Below are 23,172 nucleotides of genomic sequence, written 5' to 3' on the forward strand. Positions count from 1 at the left end.
ATGGCGCCCTGGTTGACGGTAGTAGGTATTGGCGAAGACGGCTTCACGGGCCTGGGCAAACAAGCACGGCATGCCCTGCTGCGGGCCACCAAGGTGTTCGGCAGCCCGCGCCAGCTGGCCCTGCTGCCCCACTGCTCGCGCGCCGAACGGGTTGCCTGGCCCAGCCCGTTTTCCCTGGCGCCGCTGCTGGCCGAACGTGGCGAGCCGGTGTGCGTGCTGGCCAGCGGCGACCCGATGCTCTACGGCGTAGGCGCCAGCCTGGCGCGCCAGCTGCCGGCCGAGGCCATGCGGGTGCTGCCTGCACCGTCCTCCTACTCGCTGGCCGCCGCCCGCCTGGGCTGGCCCCTGCAGGATGTGGTCACGCTGTCGGTGGTAGCGCGCCCGGTCGCCGCCGTGGCCGCCCACCTGTACAGCGGCCAGCGCCTGCTGGTGCTGAGCAATGACCGCAGCAGCCCCGCCGCCCTGGCCGCCCTGTTGCGCGAGCGCGGCTTCGGCCCCAGCCACCTGAGCGTGCTGGAGCACCTGGGCGGCGCCGACGAACGGCGCATCGATGCCCGTGCCGATGGCTGGCAGGACGCCGACTTCGCCGACCTCAACCTGGTGGCCATCGACTGCCGGGCCGGCGCCGATGCACCGCGCCTGTCGCCGCTGGCCGGCCTGCCCGATTCGGCCTTCGCGCACGACGGGCAGATCACCAAGCGCGACGTGCGCGCCATCACCCTCGCCCGCCTGGCCCCGCAGCCGGGCGAACTGCTGTGGGACGTGGGCGCCGGCAGCGGCTCGATCGGCATCGAATGGATGCGCACCCACCCCAGCTGCCGGGCGCTGGCCATCGAGGCCGACGCCGGCCGCCAGCAACTGATCGAACACAACCGCGACGCCCTGGGCGTGCCTGGCCTGCAACTGGTGCGCGGGCGCGCCCCGCAGGCGTTGCAGGGCCTGGAGCGGCCCCACGCGATCTTCATCGGTGGCGGCGTGACCCGCGAGGGCGTGCTGGACGAATGCTGGGCGCACCTGCGCCCCGGTGGCCGGCTGGTGGCCAATGCCGTGACCCTGCAGAGCGAGACCCTGCTGATGAGCTGGCGCGAACGTCATGGCGGCGAGCTCACCCGTATCCATGTGGCCCAGGCGCAGCCGCTGGGCGAGTTCGACACCTGGCGCCAGGCGCTGCCGATCACCCTGCTTGATCTGGTAAAGCCCCTCGATGCGTGACGAAACCGCAGAACAGCCGGCGCCGCTGCGCAGCGGCCTGACCACGGGCAGTTGCGCCACCGCCACCAGCCTGGCGGCGGCGCGCCTGCTGTTGAGCGGGCAATGCGACGACGCGGTGCAGATCACCCTGCCCAAGGGCAGACAGGTGCAGATGCGCCTGGAGTTCTGCCGGCTGGCCGGGCCAGGCGCCGAAGCCGGCACCCTCAAGGATGCCGGCGACGACCCCGACGTGACCCATGGCGCGCTGCTCTACAGCCAGGTGCGGCTGCTGGCCGAGCCGGGCGTGCGCTTTGTCGCCGGCATCGGCGTGGGCACCGTGACCCGCCCCGGGCTGGTGCTGGGGGTGGGCGAGCCGGCGATCAACCCGGTGCCGCGGCGCATGATGACCGAGCACCTGCAGCGTCTGGCGCTGGAGTGCGATTACGCGGGGGGCTTCGAGGTCACCGTGAACGTGCAGGACGGCGACAGCCTGGCCCTCAAGACCATGAACCCGCGCCTGGGCATCCTCGGCGGGCTGTCGATACTGGGCACCAGCGGCATCGTGCGGCCGTTTTCCTGCGCGGCCTACATTGCCTCGATCCACCAGGGCATCGACGTGGCCAAGACCAATGGCTACGAACACATTGCCGCGTGCACCGGCAATGCCAGCGAAGACACCATGCGCCGGGTCTACGGCATTCCCGACATCGCCCTGATCGAGATGGGCGATTTTGTCGGCGCGGTGCTCAAGCACCTGCGCAAGGTGCCGGTTGGCAAGCTGAGCATCTGCGGCGGCTTCGGCAAGATCAGCAAACTGGCGGCCGGGCACATGGACCTGCACAGCCGGCATTCGAGCATCGACCTGCCGCAACTGGCTGGCTGGGCGGTAGCGGTGGGTGCCGACGCCGCGTTGCAGGCGGCGATCATCGGCGCCAACACCAGCCAGCAGGCGTTGGCCCTGGCCAGTGCGGCGGGGGTCGGGCTGGGGGATGCGGTGTGCGAGCACGCGCTGGCTTTCGCCCGCAGCGTGGTGCCGGCGCAGGTACAGGTGGAGGTGTTCGCCATCGACCGCCAGGGCGGCATCGTCGGCCGGGCGGGTGTTCGATGAGCCGGCGCATCCTGTTGCTGGGCGGCGTGACCGAGGCGCTGTTGATAGCCCGTCAGCTGGGCCCGCAGCACGTCTACAGCCTGGCCGGTATCGGCCGGGTGCCCAGCGACCTGGCGTGCCAGGTGCGGGTGGGCGGCTATGGTGGGGCCGAGGGCCTGGCCGCTTACCTGCGGGCCGAAGGCATCGGGCTGGTGATCGACGCGACCCACCCGTATGCGGCGCAGATCAGCCGCAATGCGGCGCAGGCAGCGCGCCTGGCCGGGGTTGAATGCTGGGCGTTGCGGCGCCCGGCATGGCAGGCGCAGGCCGGTGACGACTGGCGGGAAGTGGCGGACTGGACGCAGTTGATCGAGGCATTGAAACCGTTTCGCCGGCCCTTGTTCACCCTGGGGCGCGAGCCGTTGCAGCACCTGCACGAGATACCCGCGCAGCAGTTCTGGACCTTGCGCGCGCTGGAGGCGTGCGAGGGGAATGCGCGATGCGAAGTGATCGGCGCGCGGGGGCCGTTTCGCCTGGAGGATGAACGGGCGTTGTTCGAGCGTTGCCGGGTGGATGTGCTGATCAGCAAGAACAGTGGCAGCGCCGCGACCGAACCCAAGCTCGAAGTGGCGCGCGAGCGGGGTGTGCCGGTACTGATCCTGAAGCGGCCGGCGCTGGCGGGGATGGATCGGGAGTTCGTGGGGGTGGCCGATGTGCTGGCGGCGCTTTGACGGGCGCACACAGCTCCAGAGTCGATCAAAAAAGGCTGACACAAGGTCAGGGGAAGGATAGATGCGCTGTCGACGCAGTTACCCCACCTGCGACACTCCATCACACCCCGGCTTTTTTACATATACTTCGACATCTGGCTAAATAGCCCCACTCGATTCCTGACCGGATCTCCCCATGCCCGCACACCGGCTCGCCTACGCCTGGATCGCCTGCTTCGCAGTGCTGTTCAATCTGCTGGCCATGCCGTTGTCCGCCGCCGCTGCAAAAGCCCAACCCGAACAACTGCTGTGGGGCACCTTCTGCTCCAGCGGCGTGACCAAGATGATCGCCATCTCGCTGAATGCCCCCGACGGCCAACAGCAGAACGACGACCACTCCACCATGCAGCACTGCTGGTGCTGCTCCGGCACTGCCCCGCTGCTGGCCCTGCCCGGCCACCCGCCACGGCTGGTGACGTCCGAGCACACCCTCAACACCCCGTCACCGCTACTCGCCAGCTACCACCCCACGCCACGCCAGCAATGGCCCGCGCTCAATCCCCGCGCCTCCCCCCAGGCCTGAGTTCACTACGCTACCAGTTGCGAACCTGACCCGAACGGAGATTGACCATGCTCAAGAACGCCCTGCTGCTGGCCGCCCTGCTGCTGCCCGCCACCTTTGCCAACGCCCATGAATACACCGTGGGCGACCTGCATATCGCCCACCCGTGGTCGCAGGAGCTGCCGCCCAACGCCCCCAACGTGGCCGCCTATTTCATCGTGCACAACAACGGCAAGAGCGCCGACCGCCTGCTCGGCGTCGACAGCCCGATCACCGACAACGCCGAACTGCACGAGCATGTGCACAAGGACGGCCTGATGAAGATGCAGCAGGTGCAGGGTGTCGACATCCCCGCCGGCGCCGACCTGGTGTTCGCCCCCGGCGCCTACCACGTGATGCTGATGCAGCCCAAGGACCGCAGCCTGCTCAGCGACGGCAAGCGCTTCCCGCTGACCCTGCATTTCCAGAAGGCCGGCAACATCACGGTCGAAGTGGCCGTGCAGAAACAGGCCCCCGAGGGCACCGCCCACAGCCATTGATTCGCTGACGGCTGCACGCCATGCGCCTGCCCCGCGGCAGGCTCGCCCGCCCCGCTGACCTCCAACGAGCACGCGGCAGCTGGCTGAGCCTGTTCGCCATGTTGATGATCTTCATCGGCCCACTGGTCTCCCAGTCGATGCCGATGGATCACCGTGCCTCCATGCCCGGCATGGACATGGCCATGGACTGCCACTCAGGCAGCCACGCCAGCAGCCCGGCAGCGCTGCACGTCATCTGGGAAAAGTGCGGCTACTGCAGCCTGTTCTTCCACTGCCCGGCGCTGCCGCAGACGCTCAGCCTGCTCGACACCGAGGCCGTCTCGCCCCACACCACCCTGCGCGCCCAGCCGCGCCAGGGCCATGCGCGCCAGGCCATCTTCCCCGGCGCCCGCAGCCGCGCGCCACCTGCCCACATCGTCGTCTGAACCCACTTTGCATGCGCCCCAGGGCCCGGCTTGCTGCCGAGGCTCTTGCGCACCCTCACGACCACACGATGTTGGAAATACTATGTCCGGCTCTACCGTTACCCTGCGCCTGTCGCTGCAAGGCACCATCGCCCTGCTGTGCGGCACCCTGTTCAGCCACGTGGCCCTGGCCGCCGACAGCGGCCACGAAGGCCACGACCACGCCGAACTGAGCCCCACGGTGATCACTGCCGTGGCGCCCAGCTCGCCGCTGACCATCGTCACCAACCCCAAGGACCCACGCCAGCCGGTACCGGCCAGCGACGGCGCCGACTACCTCAAGACAATCCCGGGCTTCTCGGCCATCCGCGCCGGTGGCACCAACGGCGACCCGGTGCTGCGCGGCATGTTCGGCTCGCGCCTGAACATCCTTACCAACGGCGGCGTGATGCTCGGCGCCTGCCCCAACCGCATGGACGCACCCACCTCGTACATCTCGCCGGAAACCTACGACCGCCTCACCGTGATCAAGGGCCCGCAGAGCGTGCAGTGGGGCCCCGGCGCCTCGGCCGGCACCATCCTCTTCGACCGCGAGCCCGAACAGTTCGGCGAGCTCGGCAGCCGCATCAACGCAAGCCTGCTGGCCGGCTCCAACGGGCGCTTCGACAAGGTGCTGGATGCTGCGGCAGGCAACGCACAGGGCTATGCACGCTTTGTCGGCAACCAGTCGCGCTCCGACGACTACAAGGACGGCAACGGCGACACCGTGCCCTCGCGCTGGGACAAGTGGAACGGTGACGTGGCCCTGGGCTGGACCCCGGATGCCGACACCCTGCTCGAACTCACTGCCGGCAAGGGCGATGGCGAGGCGCGCTATGCCGGGCGCGGCATGGACGGTTCGCAGTTCAAGCGCGAAAGCCTGGGCCTGCGCTTTGAGAAATCCAACCTGGGCGGGGTGCTCGACAAGCTCGAAGCCCAGGTCTACTACAACTACGCCGACCACGTGATGGACAACTACAGCCTGCGCACCTCGCCCACCAGCGGCATGATGGCCGGGCCGATGGTCAGCAACGTCGACCGCCGCACCCTCGGCGGGCGGCTCAAGGCCACCTGGCGCTGGGAGGACGTGACCCTGGTCAGCGGTGTCGATGCGCAGACCAACGAACATCGCCAGCGCGGCGGCATGGGCGTGGATGCGCACAAGGCCGAGCCCTGGACCAAGGACGCGGACTTTCACAACTACGGCGTGTTCGGCGAGCTGACCTGGGAAACCTCCAGCCAGGACCGCCTGGTCAGCGGCGCGCGCCTGGACCGCGCCTCGGCCAAGGATTTTCGTGAAGCCAGCGCCACCCGCGGCAACACCCGCGCCGACACCCTGCCCAGCGGGTTCGTGCGCTACGAGCACGACCTGCTCGACCTCCCGGCCACCACCTATGTGGGCCTGGGCCATGCCCAGCGCTTCCCCGACTACTGGGAGCTGTTCTCGCCCAAGTCGGGCCCGGCCGGCTCGCTCAATGCGTTCGACTCGATCAAGCCGGAGAAGACCACCCAGCTGGACGTGGGCATCCAGTACAAGACCGAGCAGCTCGAAGCCTGGGCCTCGGGCTATGTCGGCCAGGTGCGCGACTACATCCTGTTCGACTACCGTCCCGGCATGATGGGCATGCTCAGCTCCCAGGCGCAGAACATCGATGCCCGTATCATGGGCGGCGAGCTGGGCGCGGCCTATCAGTTCGCGCCCAACTGGAAAGCCGACGCCACCCTGGCCTACGCCTGGGGCAAGAACAGCAGCGATGGCAAGGCGCTGCCGCAGATGCCGCCGCTGGAAAGCCGCCTGGGCCTGACCTACAGCCGCGACGCCTGGAGCGCCGGTGCGCTGTGGCGCCTGGTCTCGGCGCAGAACCGCATCGCCGAGGGTTCCGGCAACGTGGTGGGCAAGGACTACGAGAAAAGCGCAGGCTTCGGCGTGTTCTCGCTCAACGGCGCCTACCGCGTGAGCAAGAACATCAAGCTCAGTGCCGGCGTCGACAACCTGTTCGACAAGGCCTACGCCGAGCACCTGAACCTGGCGGGCAATGCCGGCTTCGGCTACCCGGCCAGTGATCCGCAGGCGATCAACGAGCCAGGGCGTACCCTCTGGACCAAGGTCGATCTGAGCTTCTGATGCACCACACGGGCGCGGCCACTGGCCGCGCCCTCTGGCAGACCGGCGGCGCCAACCTGAGCCCTGCTCATGCAACACATGAGCACGCTGCGCTACCGCCAATCGGCAAAATGTTACATTATACGCCCCGAAAAACACCCGCCTCGAACCCGGCGCACCGACGCGCCCGGGCCTTATGGACAAGCGATTTCCCTTCCGATGAACAAGTACCTGATCGGCTCCCTGAGCCTGCTGGCCGCGTGCGATTGCGCCCTGGCCAACACCCTGACCCTGCCTGCCGGCACCATCACCGCCACGGCCGACGCCGAACAGCGGGTCAGCCTCGATACCCCGACCAGCGCCGGTTCGCGCCTGAACTTGAACGCCCTGCAAACCCCGGGCAGCGTCGAGAGCCTGAGCGGCGAGCAGGTACGCGCACGTGGCGATCGCAGCGTACAGGACGGCGTGTCGCGCAGTACCGGCATCAGCCGCACCGGCACCCCGGGCGATGGCGGCACCTCGCTGCAGGCCCGCGGCTTCACCGGGCAGAGCTCGGTGATGCAGCTGTTCGACGGCAACCGCATGTACACCGGCATGGGCACCGTGACCTTCCCGGTAGACACCTGGTCGGTGGAACGCATCGACGTTCTGCGCGGCCCGGCCTCGGTGCTGTATGGCGAAGGCGCCACCGGTGCGGTGGTCAACGTGGTGCCGAAAAAGCCCTTCGAGGGCGAGATCGTCAACCACCTGCGCCTGGGCTACGGCAGCCACGACAGCCAGCAGACCGCCCTCGACAGCGGCGGCTCGCTCACCGACAGCCTGAGCTACCGCCTGAACATCAACCAGCTGCGCAGCAACGGCTGGATCGACCACGGCGACTCCAGCAGCACCGCCATCAGTGCGGCGCTGCGCTGGCAGGCCAATGACGACCTGGCCTTCACCCTGGCGCACGACTATGGCGACCAGAAGCCGATGAACTACTTCGGCACGCCGCTGATCAACGGCCACCTGCGCGAGAGCCTGCGCGACAAGAACTACAACATCAGCAACGACAAGCAGCACTACAACGACCAGTGGACGCGCCTGACCACCGAGTGGCAGATCAGCGACAGCGTCAGCTCCACCAACGAGCTGTACTACCTCAAGGCCAACCGCCGCTGGCAGAACGCCGAGAACTACACCTGGGATGCGGCCAGCCAGCAACTGCTGCGCAGTGGCAACTTCGGCATCAAGCACCAGCAGGAGCAGGTGGGTGATCGCCAGACCTTCACCTTCAGGCACAGCCTGTTCGGCCTCGACAGCCAGACCCTGGTGGGCGCCGACTACAACCGCATCCGCTTCCAGCTCAACAGCAACGCGCCGTTCAACGACAGCATCGTCGGCGGCGAGCCGATCGACCTGCGCCACCCGCAGCGCAGCGGCTTTGCCAGCGATTCGGCGTACCGTCCGCAGTTCGACAGCCTGACCCACCAGTTCGCGCTGTTCGCCGAAAACCGCCTGCAGCTCACCGAGCGCCTGTCGCTGGTGACGGGCGTGCGCCGCGACGTGGTGCACCTGGACCGCAACGACCTGCGCAGCGAAGTGACCGGCAACACACGCAGCGACACCAGCCTGGACGGCAACAACTGGAAGGCCGGGCTGGTGTTCGCCCTCACCCCCGAAACGTCACTGTATGCCCAGCACGCCACCAGCACCGATGGCGTTGGCGGCTTGATCTCGCTGAGCCCCGACCAGCAGCAGTACGGCCTGGCCAAGGCGCGCCAGACCGAGGTCGGGGTCAAGCAGCAGTTCTGGCAGCAGCGTGGCGAATGGACCCTGGCGGCATACCACATCGTCAAGAAGGACCTGCTCACCGACGACCCGTCGCAGATCGGCACCGGCCGGCAACTGCAGGTGGGCAAGCAGTCGTCCGACGGCATCGAGGCCAGCCTGGACCTGCAACTGCCGCACGACTGGCAGGTACAGGCCAACGCCGCGTTCGTGCGTGCACGCTATGACGAATTCGAGCAGGAGGTGAACGGCGTGATGGTATCGCGGGCCGGCAACCGCCCCACCGACGTACCGGGGCGCACCGCCAACCTGTGGCTGAGCAAGGGCCTGACCGACAGCCTGCGCGCCGGCGCCGGGGTGCGCTATGTGGACGGGCGCTATGCCGACATGGGCAACACTACCCGGCTGCCGAGCTACACGGTGGTGGATGCCTCGGTGGCGTGGCAGGTGCTCAGCGATACCACGCTGGGCCTGCAGTTGAACAACCTGTTCGACCGTCGGTACGCGCAAAGTCAGTACAATGACGGCCAGCAATGGATCCTGGGTGAGCCGCGCGCGTTCTTCGTGACGGCCGACTACACCTTCTGACCGCGTCGCCCCATTCGCCGGCAAGGCCGGCTCCTACACACCACACCGGTCCTGCAGGAGCCGGCCTTGCCGGCGAAGAGGCCCGAATAGACGACACATGACCACCCTGAATATCCACAACCTGCACTGGTCCCCCAAAGGCCACGGCCACTGCCACCACCAGTTCCAGCTGCGTGGCGTCGACCTGCAGGTGCGCCCCGGCGAATTCGTCGGCCTCATTGGCCCCAACGGCAGCGGCAAGACCAGCCTGCTGCGGTGCGCCTACCGCTTCAACGCGCCCGAACGCGGGCACATCACCCTCGACGACCACAACCTCTGGCAACAATCGCCGCGCTGGTGTGCCCAGCGCATCGCGGTGGTGCTGCAGGAGTTTCCCGACGCGTTTGGCCTGAGCGTGGCCGAAGTGGTCGCCATGGGGCGCATTCCGCACCAGGGCCTGTTCGACGGCGACAGCCGCCAAGACCGCCAGCGTGTACAGCAGGCGCTGCTCGATGTCGGCCTGCACGGCTTCGACGACCACGCCTTCGCCACCCTTTCGGGCGGTGAAAAGCAGCGCGTGATCCTGGCCCGCGCCCTGGTGCAGCAACCGCGCGTACTGATCCTCGACGAACCGACCAACCACCTCGACCCGCGTTACCAACTGGCCCTGCTGCACCAGGTGCGCCAGCTGCGCATCGCCACCCTGGCCAGCATCCACGACCTGAACCTGGCCGCGGCCTTCTGCGACCGCCTGTACGTGCTCGACCACGGCCGCATCGTGGCCAGCGGCACGCCGCACCAGGTCCTCACCGCCGAGCTGCTGCGCGAGGTGTTCGGCGTTCAGGCGCTGATCGACCGCCACCCGCTGGCCGACCATCCACGCATCACCTGGATAGCCCCCCAATGATTCGATCCGCCCTGCTTGCCGCGCTGCTGCTGGTCGCCGGCCCGGCCCTGGCCGAGGCCACGCGCTACCCGCTCACGGTGCACAGCTGCAACCGCGAGGTGACCTTCGCCAACGCCCCCGAACGCGCCCTGAGCCACGACATCAACATGACCCAGATGATGCTCGCCCTGGGCCTGCGCACGAAGATGGTCGGCTACAGCGGCGTCAGCGGCTGGAAGGCAGTGACCCCGGCGCTGCGCAAGGAACTCGACGGCCTGCCGGAGCTGGCCAGCAAGTACCCTTCGGTGGAAACCCTGCTCAACGCCAACGTCGACTTCTTCTTCGCCGGCTGGGACTACGGCATGCGCGTGGGCGGCGACCTCACCCCGCAGAGCCTGGCACCGCTGGGCATCGCGGTGTACGAGCTGACCGAGTCGTGCGCGTTCGTGATGAAGCGCCCGCCGGCGAGCCTGGACGACACCTACACCGACCTGCGCAACCTGGGCCGGATCTTCGACGTGCAGGCCCGCGCCAGCCAGCTGATCGAGCAGATGCAGCAGCGCGTGGCCAGCGTGCAGCAGCACCTGCCGGCGCAGCGCCCGCGGGTGTTCCTGTATGACAGCGGCGAAGACCGCGCCATGACCTCCGGGCGCCTGGGCATGCCCGAAGCGCTGATCAACGCCGCCGGCGGGCGCAACATCCTCGATGACATCGAGGCCAGCTGGACCCGCGTGAACTGGGAAAGCGTGGTCGAACGCAACCCCGAGGTGATCGTGATCGTCGACTACGGCGAGATCACCGCCGCGCAGAAGCAGCAGTTTCTGGAACAGCACCCGGCCCTGCAATCGGTCGACGCGGTGCGTAACCGGCGCTTCGTGGTCATCCCCTATGTGGCCGCCACGCCGAGCCTGGAAAACGTCGAGGCGATCGAGGCCATCGCCAAGGGCCTGCACGGCGTATGAACACTCGCTATCGCCTGATACTGCTGGCGCTGAGCGGCCTGCTGCTGGTGTCGTGCGTGCTCTCGCTGGGGTTCGGTTCAGCCCCGGTGCCGGTCGAGGTGGTCGCCCGGGTGCTGCTGTTCAAGGTGTTCGGTATTGCCCCCGAGGTGCCCGCCTGGACCGCCGGCCAGGAACATATCGTGTGGCTGATCCGGGTGCCGCGCATGCTCCTGGGTGCGCTGGTGGGCGGCGGCCTGGCGATGATCGGCGCGGTGCTGCAGGCGGTCACGCGCAACCCGCTGGCCGACCCGCACCTGCTCGGCGTGACCTCCGGCGCCACCCTGGGTGCGGTGTTGGTGGTGCTGCATGTGGGTGAACTGATCGGCGTGCTGACCCTGCCGCTGGCAGCCTTTGTCGGCGCGCTGTGCAGCATGCTGCTGGTGCTGGCGATTGCCAGCCGGCATGGCCGCCTGGACAGCGACCGCCTGTTGCTGTGCGGGGTGGCCGTGGCCTTCGTGATGATGGCGCTGGCCAACCTGCTGCTGTTCATGGGCGATCATCGTGCAAGCTCGGCGGTGATGTTCTGGATGCTCGGCGGCCTGGGCCTGGCGCGCTGGGAGCTGCTGGCGGTGCCGGCAGCCAGCGTGCTGCTGGGGCTGGGCCTGCTGCTGGGCATGGCACGCGCGCTCAATGCGCTGATGGCCGGCGAGCAGACCGCCGTGACCCTGGGCCTGAACGCACGCTCGGTGCGCCTGCTGGCGTTTCTGATCTGCTCGCTGCTGACCGGCGTGCTGGTGGCGATCAGCGGTTCCATCGGCTTTGTCGGCCTGATGGTGCCGCACATTGCGCGGCGCCTGGTGGGCGCCGAGCACCGCCGGCTGCTGCCGGTGTCGCTGCTGCTGGGCAGCCTGTTCCTGATCTGGGTGGATGTGGCCGCACGCACCCTGATCGCCCCTGAAGACCTGCCCATCGGCATCGCCACGGCGGCCATCGGCGGGCTGTTCTTCATCGGCATGATGCGCCGGCGCTGAACTGCTGCCTGGCGCTGAGCCCTTGCCTGGCCCGGAAATCCTGCCTTGACCGCGATCAACAAAGCGGTGCGAACGTACCAACTTGAGACGTATTGCCACCTCGCCAGGGCAAAAGCCCGTGATAGCCTAGCGAGCGCTTCACGCACAAGAAGACTGACTCCTCAATGGAATGCCACCCATGACCAACCAGCAACCGCCGGACACCCCGGCCCACGACCTGCAACGCAACCTCACCAACCGCCATATCCAGCTCATCGCGATTGGCGGGGCCATCGGCACCGGCCTGTTCATGGGCTCGGGCAAGACCATCAGCCTGGCTGGCCCGTCGATCATCTTCGTCTACATGATCATCGGTTTCATGCTGTTCTTCGTCATGCGTGCCATGGGCGAACTGCTGCTGTCGAACCTCAACTACAAGTCGTTCATCGATTTCTCCGCCGACCTGCTCGGCCCCTGGGCCGGCTACTTCACCGGCTGGACCTACTGGTTCTGCTGGATCATCACCGGCATTGCCGACGTGATCGCAATCGCCGCCTACTCGCAGTTCTGGTTCCCTGACCTGCCGCAGTGGGCGCCAGCCCTGGCCTGCGTCGGCGTGCTGCTGTCGCTGAACCTGATCACGGTGAAGCTGTTCGGCGAAATCGAGTTCTGGTTCGCCCTGATCAAGATCATCGCGATCATGGCGCTGGTGTGCACCGGCCTGTACATGGTGTTCGTCGGCTTCCAGTCACCCACCGGCACCAGTGCACAGCTGAGCAACCTGTGGAATGACGCGGGCATGTTCCCCCATGGCCTGATGGGCTTTTTCGCGGGCTTCCAGATTGCCGTGTTCGCCTTCGTCGGCATCGAACTGGTGGGCACCACCGCCGCCGAGGCGAAGAACCCCGAGCGCACCCTGCCGCGGGCGATCAACTCGATCCCGATCCGCATCATCATGTTCTACGTGCTGGCGCTGATCGCGATCATGGCCGTCACCCCGTGGCGCGACGTGGTGCCGGGCAAGAGCCCGTTCGTCGAGCTGTTCGTGCTGGCCGGGCTGCCGGCGGCGGCGAGCATCATCAACTTCGTGGTGCTGACCTCGGCGGCCTCCTCGGCCAACAGCGGGGTGTTTTCCACCAGCCGCATGCTGTTCGGCCTGGCCCAGCAGGGCGATGCGCCGAAAAGCTTCGAGACCCTGTCCAGCCGCAAGGTGCCGGCCAACGGCCTGTACTTCTCGTGCACCTGCCTGCTGCTGGGCGCGGCCCTGATGTACGTGATCCCCGACCTGATCGAGGCCTTCACCCTGGTGACCACGGTGTCGGCGATCCTGTTCATGTTCGTGTGGACGCTGATCCTGCTGTCGTACCTCACCTACCGCAAGGAGCGTGCGCCGCTGCACCAGGCCTCGAAGTACAAGATGCCGGGCGGGCGCTTCATGTGCTGGGTATGCCTGACGTTCTTCGCCTTCATCCTGGTGTTGCTGTGCCTGGAGAGCGATACCCGCCAGGCCCTGCTGGTGACGCCGCTGTGGTTCGTGCTGCTGGCCGTGACCTACCAGACCGTGCGCCGCAAGCGCCAGGCGCGTGTGCCGGTGCCCGCTACCACGCCGCGTCAGTCATAGTCGTACTCCTGCTGCTGGAGGGCTTGGGCAAGCCCTTCCAGCACGCCATCGGCCTCGGCCCGCTGTTCGGGCGAAGGGCCGCTGGCAAACTGGCTGCGCTGCTGGCCCAGGGTGAGGAACGCATTGTCGCCATCACCCCAGATATACGAATAGACCAGCAGGAAGCTGTCCGACTCCGGCTTGGCGTACTTCGCCATCTGACGCAGAGGGGCCAGCAGCTGGATCATCTCGCCGTAATTGTTGGTGAACTCCACCAACGCGAACTGCCAGACCTGCGACGCCTCGTCGTACTGCATCAGGCTGCCGTACATGCAGTCGACCCAGCCCTGAAGCAACTCGCCCAGCGCCACCGCATTTTCAGGCGCCTTCTGGTCAAGATCACGTACCCCGTGCACCTCCGCGGCGTCCAGCCATTGCTGCCAGTCATCGAACTCGCCAGCGCCCGCCGCAGGTGAGGTCACCGCGGCCTGGTACTGGGCCGGGGTGATGTTGCAGCGAAAGTACAGCGATGACGCTTCCATGGCGAAAATCCTTGAGCCGAGTTGAAGTGAGGGCGCAAGCATAAGGCATCGCCGTGAACTATTGCTGTGCAGTCTTGCGCGTACTGCACCACGACAAGCGCCATCCCGGTGCACCCACCCTGCCCTGCACCTTGTGAACACGCCGCTGGCAAGCCTGTGTGCGACATCGGCACAGCCCTTGCTAAAGCTCTCTGCACAAAGTCGCCGTCTGCCCAGCAGAACCATTCGATCCCATGGAGAGAGCACTATGAAGCGTCGCAGTCTGATCAAGGCATTCACCCTCAGCGCGTCGATTGCCGCGATGGGCCTGAGCTGGACGGTCCAGGCCGCCGAGACCATCAAGGTCGGCATCCTGCATTCGCTGTCGGGCACCATGGCGATCTCCGAGACCTCGCTCAAGGACATGGCCCTGATGACCATCGAGCAGATCAACGCCAAGGGCGGGGTCAACGGCAAGCTGCTGGAGCCGGTGGTGGTCGACCCGGCCTCCAACTGGCCGCTGTTCGCCGAGAAGAGCCGCCAGTTGCTGACCCAGGACAAGGTCGCGGTGGTGTTCGGCTGCTGGACCTCGGTGTCGCGCAAGTCGGTGCTGCCGGTGTTCGAGGAACTCAACGGGCTGCTGTTCTACCCGGTGCAGTACGAAGGTGAAGAGATGTCGCCCAACGTGTTCTACACCGGGGCAGCGCCCAACCAGCAGGCGATACCGGCGGTGGAATACCTGATGAGCGAGGACGGTGGCGCGGCCAAGCGCTTCTTCCTGCTGGGCACCGACTACGTGTACCCACGCACCACCAACAAGATTCTGCGCGCGTTCCTGCACAGCAAGGGCGTGGCCGACAAGGACATCGAGGAGGTGTACACCCCGTTCGGCCACAGCGATTACCAGACCATCGTGGCCAACATCAAGAAGTTCTCGGCCGGGGGCAAGACGGCGGTGATCTCCACCGTCAACGGCGACTCCAACGTGCCGTTCTACAAGGAACTGGCCAACCAGGGCCTGAAGGCCACCGACGTGCCGGTGGTGGCGTTCTCGGTGGGTGAAGAGGAGCTTCGCGGCATCGATACCAAGCCGCTGGTGGGGCACCTGGCGGCGTGGAACTACTTCGAGTCGGTGGACAACCCGGTCAACACGCAATTCGTGGCCGACTGGAAGGCCTATGCCAAGGCGAAGAACCTGCCGGGCGCCGACAAGGCAGTGACCAACGACCCGATGGAGGCCACCTATGTGGGCATCCATATGTGGGCCCAGGCGGTGGAAAAGGCCAAGAGCACCGATGTGGACAAGGTGCGCGAGGCGCTGGCGGGGCAGACGTTCAAGGCGCCGTCGGGCTTCACCCTGACCATGGACAAGACCAACCACCACCTGCACAAGCCGGTGATGATCGGCGAGATCCAGGATGACGGGCAGTTCAGCGTGGTGTGGCAGACCGAGCAGCCGCTGCGCGCGCAGCCGTGGAGCCCGTTCATTCCGGGCAACGACAAGCGGCCGGATTATGCCGTGAAAGGCAACTGAGGCAGGGGGCCGCCGTGCGGCCCATTCGCCGGCAAGGCGCTGCCTTGCCGTTGTAGGAGCCGGCCTTGCCGGCGAATGCCGACTCCAGGACACCGATATGCCCAAGGTCCTCCACCGACTGTTGCTCGCCCTGCTCCTGCTGCTGCCTCTGGCAGCCCGGGCCGCTGGCGACGCCGACTACTTCATCGCCGCCAAGCCCAACGAACAGGCCAGCCTGCTGCAGGGCTGGGCGGCGCAACCCGACCCCGCGCGCCTCGAACTGCTGAGTTCGCTGCAGCAAGGCCGCCTGGGCCCGGACGACAGCCGCAAGCTGCGCCTGAACAACCGCCTGCGCGGCCTGGTGGACAACGCCCTGGCCAGCCATCGACTGCTCAGCGATGACGCGAGGGTCCGCCTGGCCGCCGCCCAGCAACTGCAGAAAAGCGCGCAGCCCGCTCAGGTCGCCTTCCTCGACCGGCGCTTTGCCAGCGAGCCCGACGCCGCCGTGCACGCAGCCCTGGGCCTGGCCCTGGCCAACCTGCAACTGGTCGCGACAGACCCCGCCGTACGCCTGGCCGCCGTGCGCCTGCTGGGCGAAACCGGCGACCCGATGGCCCGCACCCGCCTCGAAAGCCTGCTCGACCCCAGTGTGGAAACCGACCCCACGGTGCGCACCGCCGCCGAAACCAGCCTGGCCCAGGTCAAGCGCAAGCTGCTGATCGGCGAGCTGCTCGGCCAGGCCTTCAGCGGGCTGTCGCTGGGTTCGATCCTGCTGCTGGCAGCCCTGGGCCTGGCGATCACCTTCGGCCTGCTGGGGGTGATCAACATGGCCCACGGCGAAATGCTGATGCTCGGCGCCTACAGCACCTACGTGGTGCAAGTGCTGGTGCAGCGCTACGCCCCCGGCGCGCTGGACTTCTACCCGTTGCTGGCACTGCCGGTGGCCTTCGGTGTGAGTGCCGGGGTCGGCATGCTGCTCGAACGCACGGTGATCCGCCACCTGTACGGGCGCCCGCTGGAAACCCTGCTGGCCACCTGGGGCATCAGCCTGATCCTGATCCAGGCCATCCGCCTGCTGTTCGGCGCGCAGAACGTCGAGGTGGCCAACCCGGCCTGGCTCTCCGGCGGCCTGCAGGTACTGCCCAACCTGGTGCTGCCCTACAGCCGCCTGGTGATCATCGGTTTCGCCCTGTGCGTGGTGCTGCTCACCTGGCTGCTGCTCAACCGCACCCGCCTGGGCCTGAACGTGCGCGCCGTCACCCAGAACCGCAACATGGCCGCCTGCTGCGGCGTGCCCACCGGGCGCGTGGACATGCTCGCCTTCGGCCTGGGTTCGGGTATCGCCGGCCTTGGCGGCGTGGCCCTGAGCCAGATCGGCAACGTCGGCCCGGACCTGGGCCAGAGCTACATCATCGACTCGTTCCTGGTGGTGGTGCTCGGTGGCGTCGGGCAACTGGCCGGCAGCCTGTGGGCCGCGTTCGGCCTGGGCATAGCCAACAAGTTGCTGGAGCCGCAGATCGGTGCGGTGCTCGGCAAGATCCTCATCCTTGCGCTGATCATTCTGTTCATCCAGAAGCGTCCGCAAGGCCTGTTCGCCCTCAAGGGACGGGTAATCGACTGATGAACCAGCCACTGCTTGTCACTGCTACACAAAAGGCCGGCCCGCGCCTGACCCTGGCCGTCGGCGCCCTGGTGCTGCTGGTGCTGATCGCCCTGCCACTGCTGTCGTTGCTCCCAGCCGGCCACAGCCTGCAGGTGTCGGCCTACACCCTGACCCTGGTGGGCAAGATCCTGTGCTACGCCATCGTTGCCCTGGCGCTGGACCTGGTGTGGGGCTATGCCGGGTTGCTGTCGCTGGGCCATGGCCTGTTCTTCGCCCTGGGCGGCTACGCCATGGGCATGTACCTGATGCGCGAAGCGGCCGGCGACGGCCTGCCGGCGTTCATGACCTTTCTGTCGTGGAGCGAGCTGCCGTGGTACTGGGCCGGCACCCAGCACTTTGCCTGGGCACTGTGCCTGGTGGTGCTGGCGCCGGGGCTTTTGGCGCTGGTGTTCGGCTACTTCGCGTTCCGTTCGCGGATCAAGGGCGTGTACTTCTCGATCATGACCCAGGCCCTGACCTTTGCCGGCATGCTGCTGTTCTTTCGCAACGAGACCGGCTTTGGCGGCAACAACGGCTTCACCAACTTTCGCAGCATCCTGGGTTTCGAGATCACCGCCCAGGGCACCCGCGCGGTGCTGTTCCTGCTCACCGTGGCCTTGCTGGCGGGCAGCCTGTACCTGGGCTGGCGCCTGGCGCGCAGCAAGTTCGGGCGCGTGCTCACGGCGCTGCGCGACGCCGAGAACCGCCTGATGTTCTGCGGCTACGACCCGCGCGGCTTCAAGCTGTTCGTGTGGGTGCTGAGCGCCGTGCTGTGCGGCCTGGCAGGTGCGCTGTACGTGCCGCAGGTGGGCATCATCAACCCCAGCGAGATGTCGCCCACCAATTCCATCGAGGCCGCCGTGTGGGTAGCCCTGGGCGGGCGCGGCACGCTGATCGGGCCGTTGCTGGGCGCCGGCGTGGTCAATGGCATGAAGAGCTGGTTCACCGTGGCGTTCCCCGAGTTCTGGCTGTTCTTTCTCGGTGCGCTGTTCATTCTGGTAACGCTTTACCTGCCCAGGGGCGTGGTCGGCCTGCTGAAGAAAAGGGGTGAACAATGAGAAGCGTACCACTGCCTGCCGTACACCCCGAGTTCATGCTCGAACCGATCATCGACGCCGGCAGCGGTCGCGATGCCATCGGCCTGGGCCAGGCACGCCAGCCGGGGCTGGACGTGCGCCACGGCACGGTGCTGACGCTGGAGGACATCAGCGTGAGCTTCGACGGCTTCAAGGCGCTGAATGCGCTGAACCTGTACATCGGCGTGGGCGAGTTGCGCTGCATCATCGGGCCCAACGGGGCGGGCAAGACCACGCTGATGGACGTGATCACCGGCAAGACCCGCCCCACCACCGGCAAGGCCTGGTTCGGCGAGACCCTGGACCTGACGCGCATGAGCGAGGTGCAGATCGCCCAGGCCGGCATCGGGCGCAAGTTCCAGAAGCCGACGGTGTTCGAGGCCTTGAGCGTGTACGAAAACCTGGAACTGGCGCAGAAGGCCGACAAGTCGGTGTGGGCCAGCCTGTGCGCAAGACTCGGCGGCGAACAGCGCGACCGTATCGACCAGGTGCTGCAGACCATTCGCCTGACCGGGTCGGCGCAGCGCCCGGCGGGGTTGCTGTCCCATGGGCAGAAGCAGTTTCTGGAGATCGGCATGCTGCTGATGCAGGACCCGCAGTTGCTGCTGCTGGACGAACCGGTGGCGGGCATGACCGACGCCGAGACCGAATTCACCGCCGAGCTGTTCAAAAGCCTGGCCGGCCGGCATTCGCTGATGGTGGTGGAGCATGACATGGGGTTTGTCGGCAGCATTGCCGACCATGTGACGGTGCTGCACCAGGGCAGCGTGCTGGCAGAGGGTTCGCTGGAACAGGTGCAGGCCGATGATCGGGTGATCGAGGTTTATCTGGGGCGCTGAAAAGCTTCGCCGGCAACGCCGGCTCCTACAGAGACACCGCGGCTCTGGTAGGCGCCGGCCTTGCCGGCGAAGAGGCCGGTACAGACAAAAAAGGACAAGGCACATGCTGAAAATCGACACCCTGCACCAGTACTACGGCGGCAGCCACATCCTGCGCGGCCTGTCGTTCCAGGCCAAGGTCGGAGAGGTCACCTGCCTGCTGGGCCGCAACGGCGTGGGCAAGACCACCCTGCTGCGCTGCCTGATGGGCCTGCTGCCCGCCCGCGAAGGCAGCGTGCACTGGGAGGGCCAGGCCATCACCACGCTCAAGCCGCACCAGCGCGTGCACGCCGGAATCGCCTACGTGCCCCAGGGCCGCGAGATTTTCCCGCGCCTGACGGTGGAGGAGAACCTGCTGATGGGCCTGTCACGCTTCGGCGCCAGCCAGGCGCGGGAGGTGCCGGCCTTCATCTACGAACTGTTCCCGGTACTGCTGCAGATGAAACACCGCCGCGGCGGCGACCTGTCCGGTGGCCAGCAACAGCAACTGGCCATCGGCCGCGCCCTGGCCAGCCGCCCGCGCCTGCTGATCCTCGACGAGCCCACCGAAGGCATCCAGCCATCGGTGATCAAGGAGATCGGTGCGGTGATCCGCCAACTGGCCGCGCGTGGCGACATGGCGATTCTGCTGGTGGAGCAGTTCTACGACTTTGCCGCCGAGCTGGCCGACCAGTACCTGGTGATGTCCCGCGGCGAGATCGTGCAGCAGGGCCGCGGGGAAAACATGGAGGCCGAAGGTGTACGCGGCCTGGTTACGATTTAATCTGTGCGCCTGTCCCGTTTCGAGAGCCTGTCATGAATCACATCCGCGACGCCGTGCACGCCGACCTGCCGGCCATCCGTGATATCTACAACGACGCGGTGCTCAACACCCTGGCGATCTGGAACGAACAGACGGTCGACCTGGGCAATCGCCAGGCGTGGTTCGCGGCGCGCCAGGCGCAGGGTTATCCGATTCTGGTGGCGGTGAATGAGGCAGGGGACGTGCTGGGCTATGCCTCGTTCGGCGACTGGCGCCCGTTCGAGGGGTTTCGCCACACCGTGGAGCATTCGGTGTACATCCGCAGCGACCAGCGCGGCCAGGGCCTGGGGCCGTTGCTGATGCAGGCGCTGATCAAGCGTGCCAGGGGCTGTGGCAAGCATGTGATGGTGGCGGCGATCGAGAGCGGCAATACGGCGTCGATCCGCCTGCACGAGCGGCTGGGCTTCACCCTGAACGGACAGATGCCGCAGGTGGGGGTGAAGTTCGGCAAGTGGCTGGACCTGACCTTCATGCAACTGATGCTGGCACCGGGGGCGCAGCCCCCACAGGGCTGAGGGCCTCATCGCGGGTCAAGCCCGCTCCCACAGGTACAGCGCTGGCTTGGAGGCCAACGGCGTATCGGTGGGAGCGGGCTTGACCCGCGATTGGGCCGGTCAGCCTTGCACAAACCTTCCCAGGCGCTGCTTCAACATCGAATTCTCACTGCGCAACTGCTTCACTTCCTCCAGCAGCTCCAGCGCCAGCGCCACCCCTTCCCACTCCAGTTCCAGCTCCTGGTGCAGCTTGGCCGCGCGCTTGGCCAGCACCGGGGCACGGTCGTCGAACACCCATTCCTCCGGCGTTCGCCCCGAAGGTTCAACGATGCCGTGCTCGACGATCTCGATCACGTAGGCTGCCGGTACATCGGCCTCCTGACAAAGGGTTCGCATGTCCAGTTGAACGATCAGGGTACTGCTCATGGTCACTTACTCCATTGAGTTCGCGGGTTGAACCCGGCCTTCTCCGACAGTTTGGTCCACAGTTCGCGGGCTTCGGCGCTCGATTGCGTCGGCATCACCACCTTCAGCTGCGCATACAGGTCGCCACGCTGGCCCTGCTTGTTGCTCAGGCCCATGCCCTTGATGCGCAGGCGCTGGCCGCTCTGGCTGTCGGGGCGGATGGTCAGGTTGACCTTGCCGGTCAGGGTCGGCATCTCGACCTTGGTGCCCAGCGCAGCCTCCCACGGTGCCAGCGGCACGGTGATGATCAGGTCATGACCTTCGACATCGAACAGCGGGTGGGGTGCCAGGCGAATGATCAGGTACAGGTCGCCATTGGCGCCGCCGCCCACGCCCGGTGCACCCTGGCCCTTGAGGCGGATGCGCTCGCCGTCGGTCACCCCGGCAGGGATCTTGACGTTGAGGGTCTTGGTGGTGTCGCCCGTGCGCTGCCCGGCCGCGTTGTACTGCGGCACCTGGAAGCTGATCTTCTTCGACTCGTTGGCCAGGGTTTCCTCGAGGAAAATCGCCAGTTCCATTTCCACGTCCTGCCCTCGCCGACCGGCACTGCGTTGCTGGCCACGGCCAAAGGGGTTGCCGTTGCCACGTCCGGCCGAGCCGAAAATGGAACTGAAGAAGTCCGAGAAGTCGCCGCCGCCAAAGTCGGCACCGCCACCGCCACCGCCACGGCTTTCCCAGCCCGGCGGGCCCTGGAAGGGCCGGCCGTGCTGGCCGTACTTGCGCAGCTCGTCGTATTCGGCGCGCTTTTCAGGGCTGCTCAGGGCCTCATAGGCCTCGTTCACTTCCTTGAAGTGGTTTTCGGCGTCGCGCTCTTTGCTGACGTCCGGGTGATACTTGCGCGCAAGCTTGCGGTAGGCGGTCTTGATCGCCTTTTCATCCGCCGTGGGCTCTACGCCAAGGATCTTGTAATAGTCTTTGAAGTCCATCTTTACGATTCACCATCGGTTATCGAATGCATCACTGCTGTGAAGATTGGGGTCAAGCATAGCCTTTCAAGTCGGACAAAGGATTGCTGTCGAGCAGATATTCGGTCTTGATTCTGCCGATGGCTGGCATAAACTGCGCGGCCGTTTTTCCCCCGGAAGCACACCCATGAGTCACGCATCCCCGGCCCGCGCCTGCGGTATCGACTTCGGCACCTCCAATTCCACCGTCGGCTGGCACCGTCCCGGCGTGGATTCGCTGATTGCCCTGGAAGACGGCAAGATCACCTTGCCCTCGGTGGTGTTCTTCAATATCGAGGAGCGGCGCCCGGTCTATGGCCGGCTGGCCCTGCACGAGTACCTGGAGGGCTACGAAGGCCGCCTGATGCGCTCGCTCAAGAGCCTGCTGGGCTCCAAGCTGATCAAGCACGACACCAGCGTGCTGGGCACCGCGCTGCCGTTCAAGGACCTGCTGGGCATGTTCATCGGCGAGCTGAAGAAGCGCGCCGAGGCCAATGCCGGGCGCGACTTCGACGAGGTGGTGCTGGGCCGCCCGGTGCATTTCGTCGACGACGACCAGGCCGCCGACCAGGAGGCCGAAGACACCCTGGCCGAGGTGGCGAAGAAGATCGGCTTCAAGGACGTGTCGTTCCAGTACGAACCCATCGCCGCAGCCTTCGACTACGAGTCGAGCATCCAGGGCGAAGAGCTGGTGCTGATCGTCGACATCGGCGGTGGTACCTCGGACTTCTCGCTGGTACGCCTGGCCCCCGAGCGCCACATGCTCGATGACCGCCACGCCGACATCCTGGCCACCGGTGGCGTGCACATCGGCGGTACCGACTTCGACAAGCAGCTGAGCCTGCAGGGCGTGATGCCGCTGTTCGGCTATGGCAGCCGCATGAAAAGCGGTGCCTTCATGCCCACCAGCCACCACATGAACCTGGCCACCTGGCACACCATCAACTCGGTGTACTCGCAGAAATCCCAGCTGGCGCTGGGCAGCATGCGCTACGACATCGAGGACACCGACGGCATCGACCGCCTGTTCAAGCTGATCGAACAGCGCGCCGGGCACTGGCTGGCGATGGAAGTGGAAGCCACCAAGATCGAGCTGACCCACAGCGACAGCCGCCTGGTCGACCTCAAGCGCGTGCAGCCCGAGCTGAGTGTGGAGTTGACCCGTGCGCTGTTCGAGGCGTCCATCGACAGCCTGCTCGAACGTGTGCGTGGCAGCGTCGGCGAGCTGCTGAACAAGGCCGGTGTAGGGGTGGCGCAGGTCGACACGGTATTCTTCACCGGCGGCTCCAGCGGCATCCCTGCCCTGCGCCAGAGCGTGGCGGCCATGCTGCCCAACGCGCGCCACGTCGAGGGCAACATCTTCGGCAGCATCGGTAGCGGCCTGGCGATCGAAGCCCGCAAGCGTTACGGCTAGCCCGCCGCCCCAC

At 66.7% G+C, this 23,172-nt stretch carries 22 protein-coding genes; 19 read left to right on the top strand and 3 right to left on the bottom strand.

Annotation, left to right across the window (positions count from 1 at the left end; all coding sequences use genetic code 11):
- From cbiE to cycA, 12 genes are all read left to right on the top strand, one after another.
- Window positions 1-1,212: a precorrin-6y C5,15-methyltransferase (decarboxylating) subunit CbiE gene (gene cbiE / locus CR917_RS22140; protein ID WP_104572972.1), complete on the top strand. Its 1,212-nt coding sequence runs from the start codon at window positions 1-3 to the stop codon at window positions 1,210-1,212.
- Window positions 1,205-2,299 carry a cobalt-precorrin-5B (C(1))-methyltransferase gene (locus CR917_RS22145; protein ID WP_104572973.1) on the top strand — a complete coding sequence of 365 codons (1,095 nt, stop codon included), beginning with the start codon at window positions 1,205-1,207 and terminating at the stop codon, window positions 2,297-2,299. Before cbiE ends, CR917_RS22145 begins: the two co-directional genes overlap by 8 nt.
- A complete protein-coding gene (locus tag CR917_RS22150) occupies window positions 2,296-3,009 on the top strand; it encodes a cobalt-precorrin-6A reductase (protein WP_104572974.1) in 714 nt (237 codons plus the stop codon). Before CR917_RS22145 ends, CR917_RS22150 begins: the two co-directional genes overlap by 4 nt.
- A gap of 175 nt (window positions 3,010-3,184) precedes the next feature.
- Window positions 3,185-3,571 (top strand): DUF2946 domain-containing protein, encoded by a 387-nt coding sequence (locus CR917_RS22155; RefSeq protein WP_054916153.1) that lies wholly within the window; start codon window positions 3,185-3,187, stop codon window positions 3,569-3,571.
- Between the two features lie 47 nt (window positions 3,572-3,618).
- Window positions 3,619-4,089, top strand: coding sequence for a copper chaperone PCu(A)C (locus tag CR917_RS22160; protein ID WP_043863478.1), 471 nt, complete (start codon window positions 3,619-3,621; stop codon window positions 4,087-4,089).
- 20 nt (window positions 4,090-4,109) lie between these two features.
- Window positions 4,110-4,514 (top strand): DUF2946 domain-containing protein, encoded by a 405-nt coding sequence (locus CR917_RS22165; protein ID WP_104572975.1) that lies wholly within the window; start codon window positions 4,110-4,112, stop codon window positions 4,512-4,514.
- Window positions 4,515-4,596: 82 nt separating this feature from the next.
- Window positions 4,597-6,657, top strand: coding sequence for a TonB-dependent copper receptor (locus CR917_RS22170; RefSeq protein WP_104572976.1), 2,061 nt, complete (start codon window positions 4,597-4,599; stop codon window positions 6,655-6,657).
- Between the two features lie 198 nt (window positions 6,658-6,855).
- Window positions 6,856-8,994 (top strand): TonB-dependent siderophore receptor, encoded by a 2,139-nt coding sequence (locus CR917_RS22175; protein ID WP_104572977.1) that lies wholly within the window; start codon window positions 6,856-6,858, stop codon window positions 8,992-8,994.
- 97 nt (window positions 8,995-9,091) lie between these two features.
- Window positions 9,092-9,880, top strand: a complete 789-nt coding sequence (locus tag CR917_RS22180; protein WP_043863482.1) for an ABC transporter ATP-binding protein — start codon at window positions 9,092-9,094, stop codon at window positions 9,878-9,880.
- Complete coding sequence (locus CR917_RS22185; RefSeq protein ID WP_104572978.1) at window positions 9,877-10,821, top strand: ABC transporter substrate-binding protein; 945 nt, start codon at window positions 9,877-9,879, stop codon at window positions 10,819-10,821. The genes CR917_RS22180 and CR917_RS22185 overlap by 4 nt, the downstream gene beginning before the upstream one ends.
- Complete coding sequence (locus tag CR917_RS22190; RefSeq protein ID WP_104572979.1) at window positions 10,818-11,831, top strand: iron ABC transporter permease; 1,014 nt, start codon at window positions 10,818-10,820, stop codon at window positions 11,829-11,831. Before CR917_RS22185 ends, CR917_RS22190 begins: the two co-directional genes overlap by 4 nt.
- A gap of 178 nt (window positions 11,832-12,009) precedes the next feature.
- Window positions 12,010-13,431 (top strand): D-serine/D-alanine/glycine transporter, encoded by a 1,422-nt coding sequence (cycA, locus tag CR917_RS22195; RefSeq protein WP_054916158.1) that lies wholly within the window; start codon window positions 12,010-12,012, stop codon window positions 13,429-13,431.
- Here the strand turns inward: cycA and CR917_RS22200 are convergent.
- Window positions 13,422-13,952: a hypothetical protein gene (locus tag CR917_RS22200; RefSeq protein WP_104572980.1), complete on the bottom strand. Its 531-nt coding sequence runs from the start codon at window positions 13,950-13,952 to the stop codon at window positions 13,422-13,424. The genes cycA and CR917_RS22200 overlap by 10 nt on opposite strands.
- A gap of 247 nt (window positions 13,953-14,199) precedes the next feature.
- On the opposite strand from CR917_RS22200, the gene urtA reads away from it, so the two are divergent.
- The 6 genes from urtA (at window position 14,200) to CR917_RS22230 (ending at window position 20,357) form a co-directional block, all read left to right on the top strand.
- Window positions 14,200-15,465 (top strand): urea ABC transporter substrate-binding protein, encoded by a 1,266-nt coding sequence (gene urtA / locus CR917_RS22205; RefSeq protein ID WP_043863487.1) that lies wholly within the window; start codon window positions 14,200-14,202, stop codon window positions 15,463-15,465.
- Window positions 15,466-15,562: 97 nt separating this feature from the next.
- Window positions 15,563-17,065, top strand: a complete 1,503-nt coding sequence (gene urtB / locus CR917_RS22210; protein ID WP_104572981.1) for an urea ABC transporter permease subunit UrtB — start codon at window positions 15,563-15,565, stop codon at window positions 17,063-17,065.
- Window positions 17,065-18,144 (top strand): urea ABC transporter permease subunit UrtC, encoded by a 1,080-nt coding sequence (gene urtC / locus CR917_RS22215; protein WP_043863489.1) that lies wholly within the window; start codon window positions 17,065-17,067, stop codon window positions 18,142-18,144. Before urtB ends, urtC begins: the two co-directional genes overlap by 1 nt.
- Window positions 18,141-19,001 carry an urea ABC transporter ATP-binding protein UrtD gene (gene urtD, locus CR917_RS22220; protein WP_167400197.1) on the top strand — a complete coding sequence of 287 codons (861 nt, stop codon included), beginning with the start codon at window positions 18,141-18,143 and terminating at the stop codon, window positions 18,999-19,001. The genes urtC and urtD overlap by 4 nt, the downstream gene beginning before the upstream one ends.
- 103 nt (window positions 19,002-19,104) lie before the next feature.
- Entirely contained in the window at window positions 19,105-19,803 is a 699-nt protein-coding gene (urtE, locus tag CR917_RS22225; protein ID WP_043863491.1) for an urea ABC transporter ATP-binding subunit UrtE, read from the top strand.
- Between the two features lie 32 nt (window positions 19,804-19,835).
- Entirely contained in the window at window positions 19,836-20,357 is a 522-nt protein-coding gene (locus CR917_RS22230; protein WP_104572982.1) for a GNAT family N-acetyltransferase, read from the top strand.
- Between the two features lie 99 nt (window positions 20,358-20,456).
- On the opposite strand, the gene CR917_RS22235 is transcribed toward CR917_RS22230, so the two are convergent.
- Both CR917_RS22235 and cbpA read right to left on the bottom strand, forming a co-directional pair.
- Window positions 20,457-20,762, bottom strand: a complete 306-nt coding sequence (locus CR917_RS22235; RefSeq protein WP_043863493.1) for a chaperone modulator CbpM — start codon at window positions 20,760-20,762, stop codon at window positions 20,457-20,459.
- A 2-nt stretch (window positions 20,763-20,764) separates the two neighbouring features.
- Window positions 20,765-21,727, bottom strand: a complete 963-nt coding sequence (gene cbpA / locus CR917_RS22240; protein ID WP_043863494.1) for a curved DNA-binding protein — start codon at window positions 21,725-21,727, stop codon at window positions 20,765-20,767.
- A gap of 166 nt (window positions 21,728-21,893) precedes the next feature.
- Here cbpA and CR917_RS22245 point away from each other — a divergent pair, with 166 nt between their 5' ends.
- Window positions 21,894-23,159 (top strand): Hsp70 family protein, encoded by a 1,266-nt coding sequence (locus tag CR917_RS22245; RefSeq protein ID WP_043863495.1) that lies wholly within the window; start codon window positions 21,894-21,896, stop codon window positions 23,157-23,159.
- Window positions 23,160-23,172 lie beyond the last annotated feature (13 nt).

Source organism: Pseudomonas sp. BRM28 (assembly GCF_002939405.1).
Classification (GTDB): Bacteria; Pseudomonadota; Gammaproteobacteria; order Pseudomonadales; family Pseudomonadaceae; genus Aquipseudomonas; species Aquipseudomonas palmensis.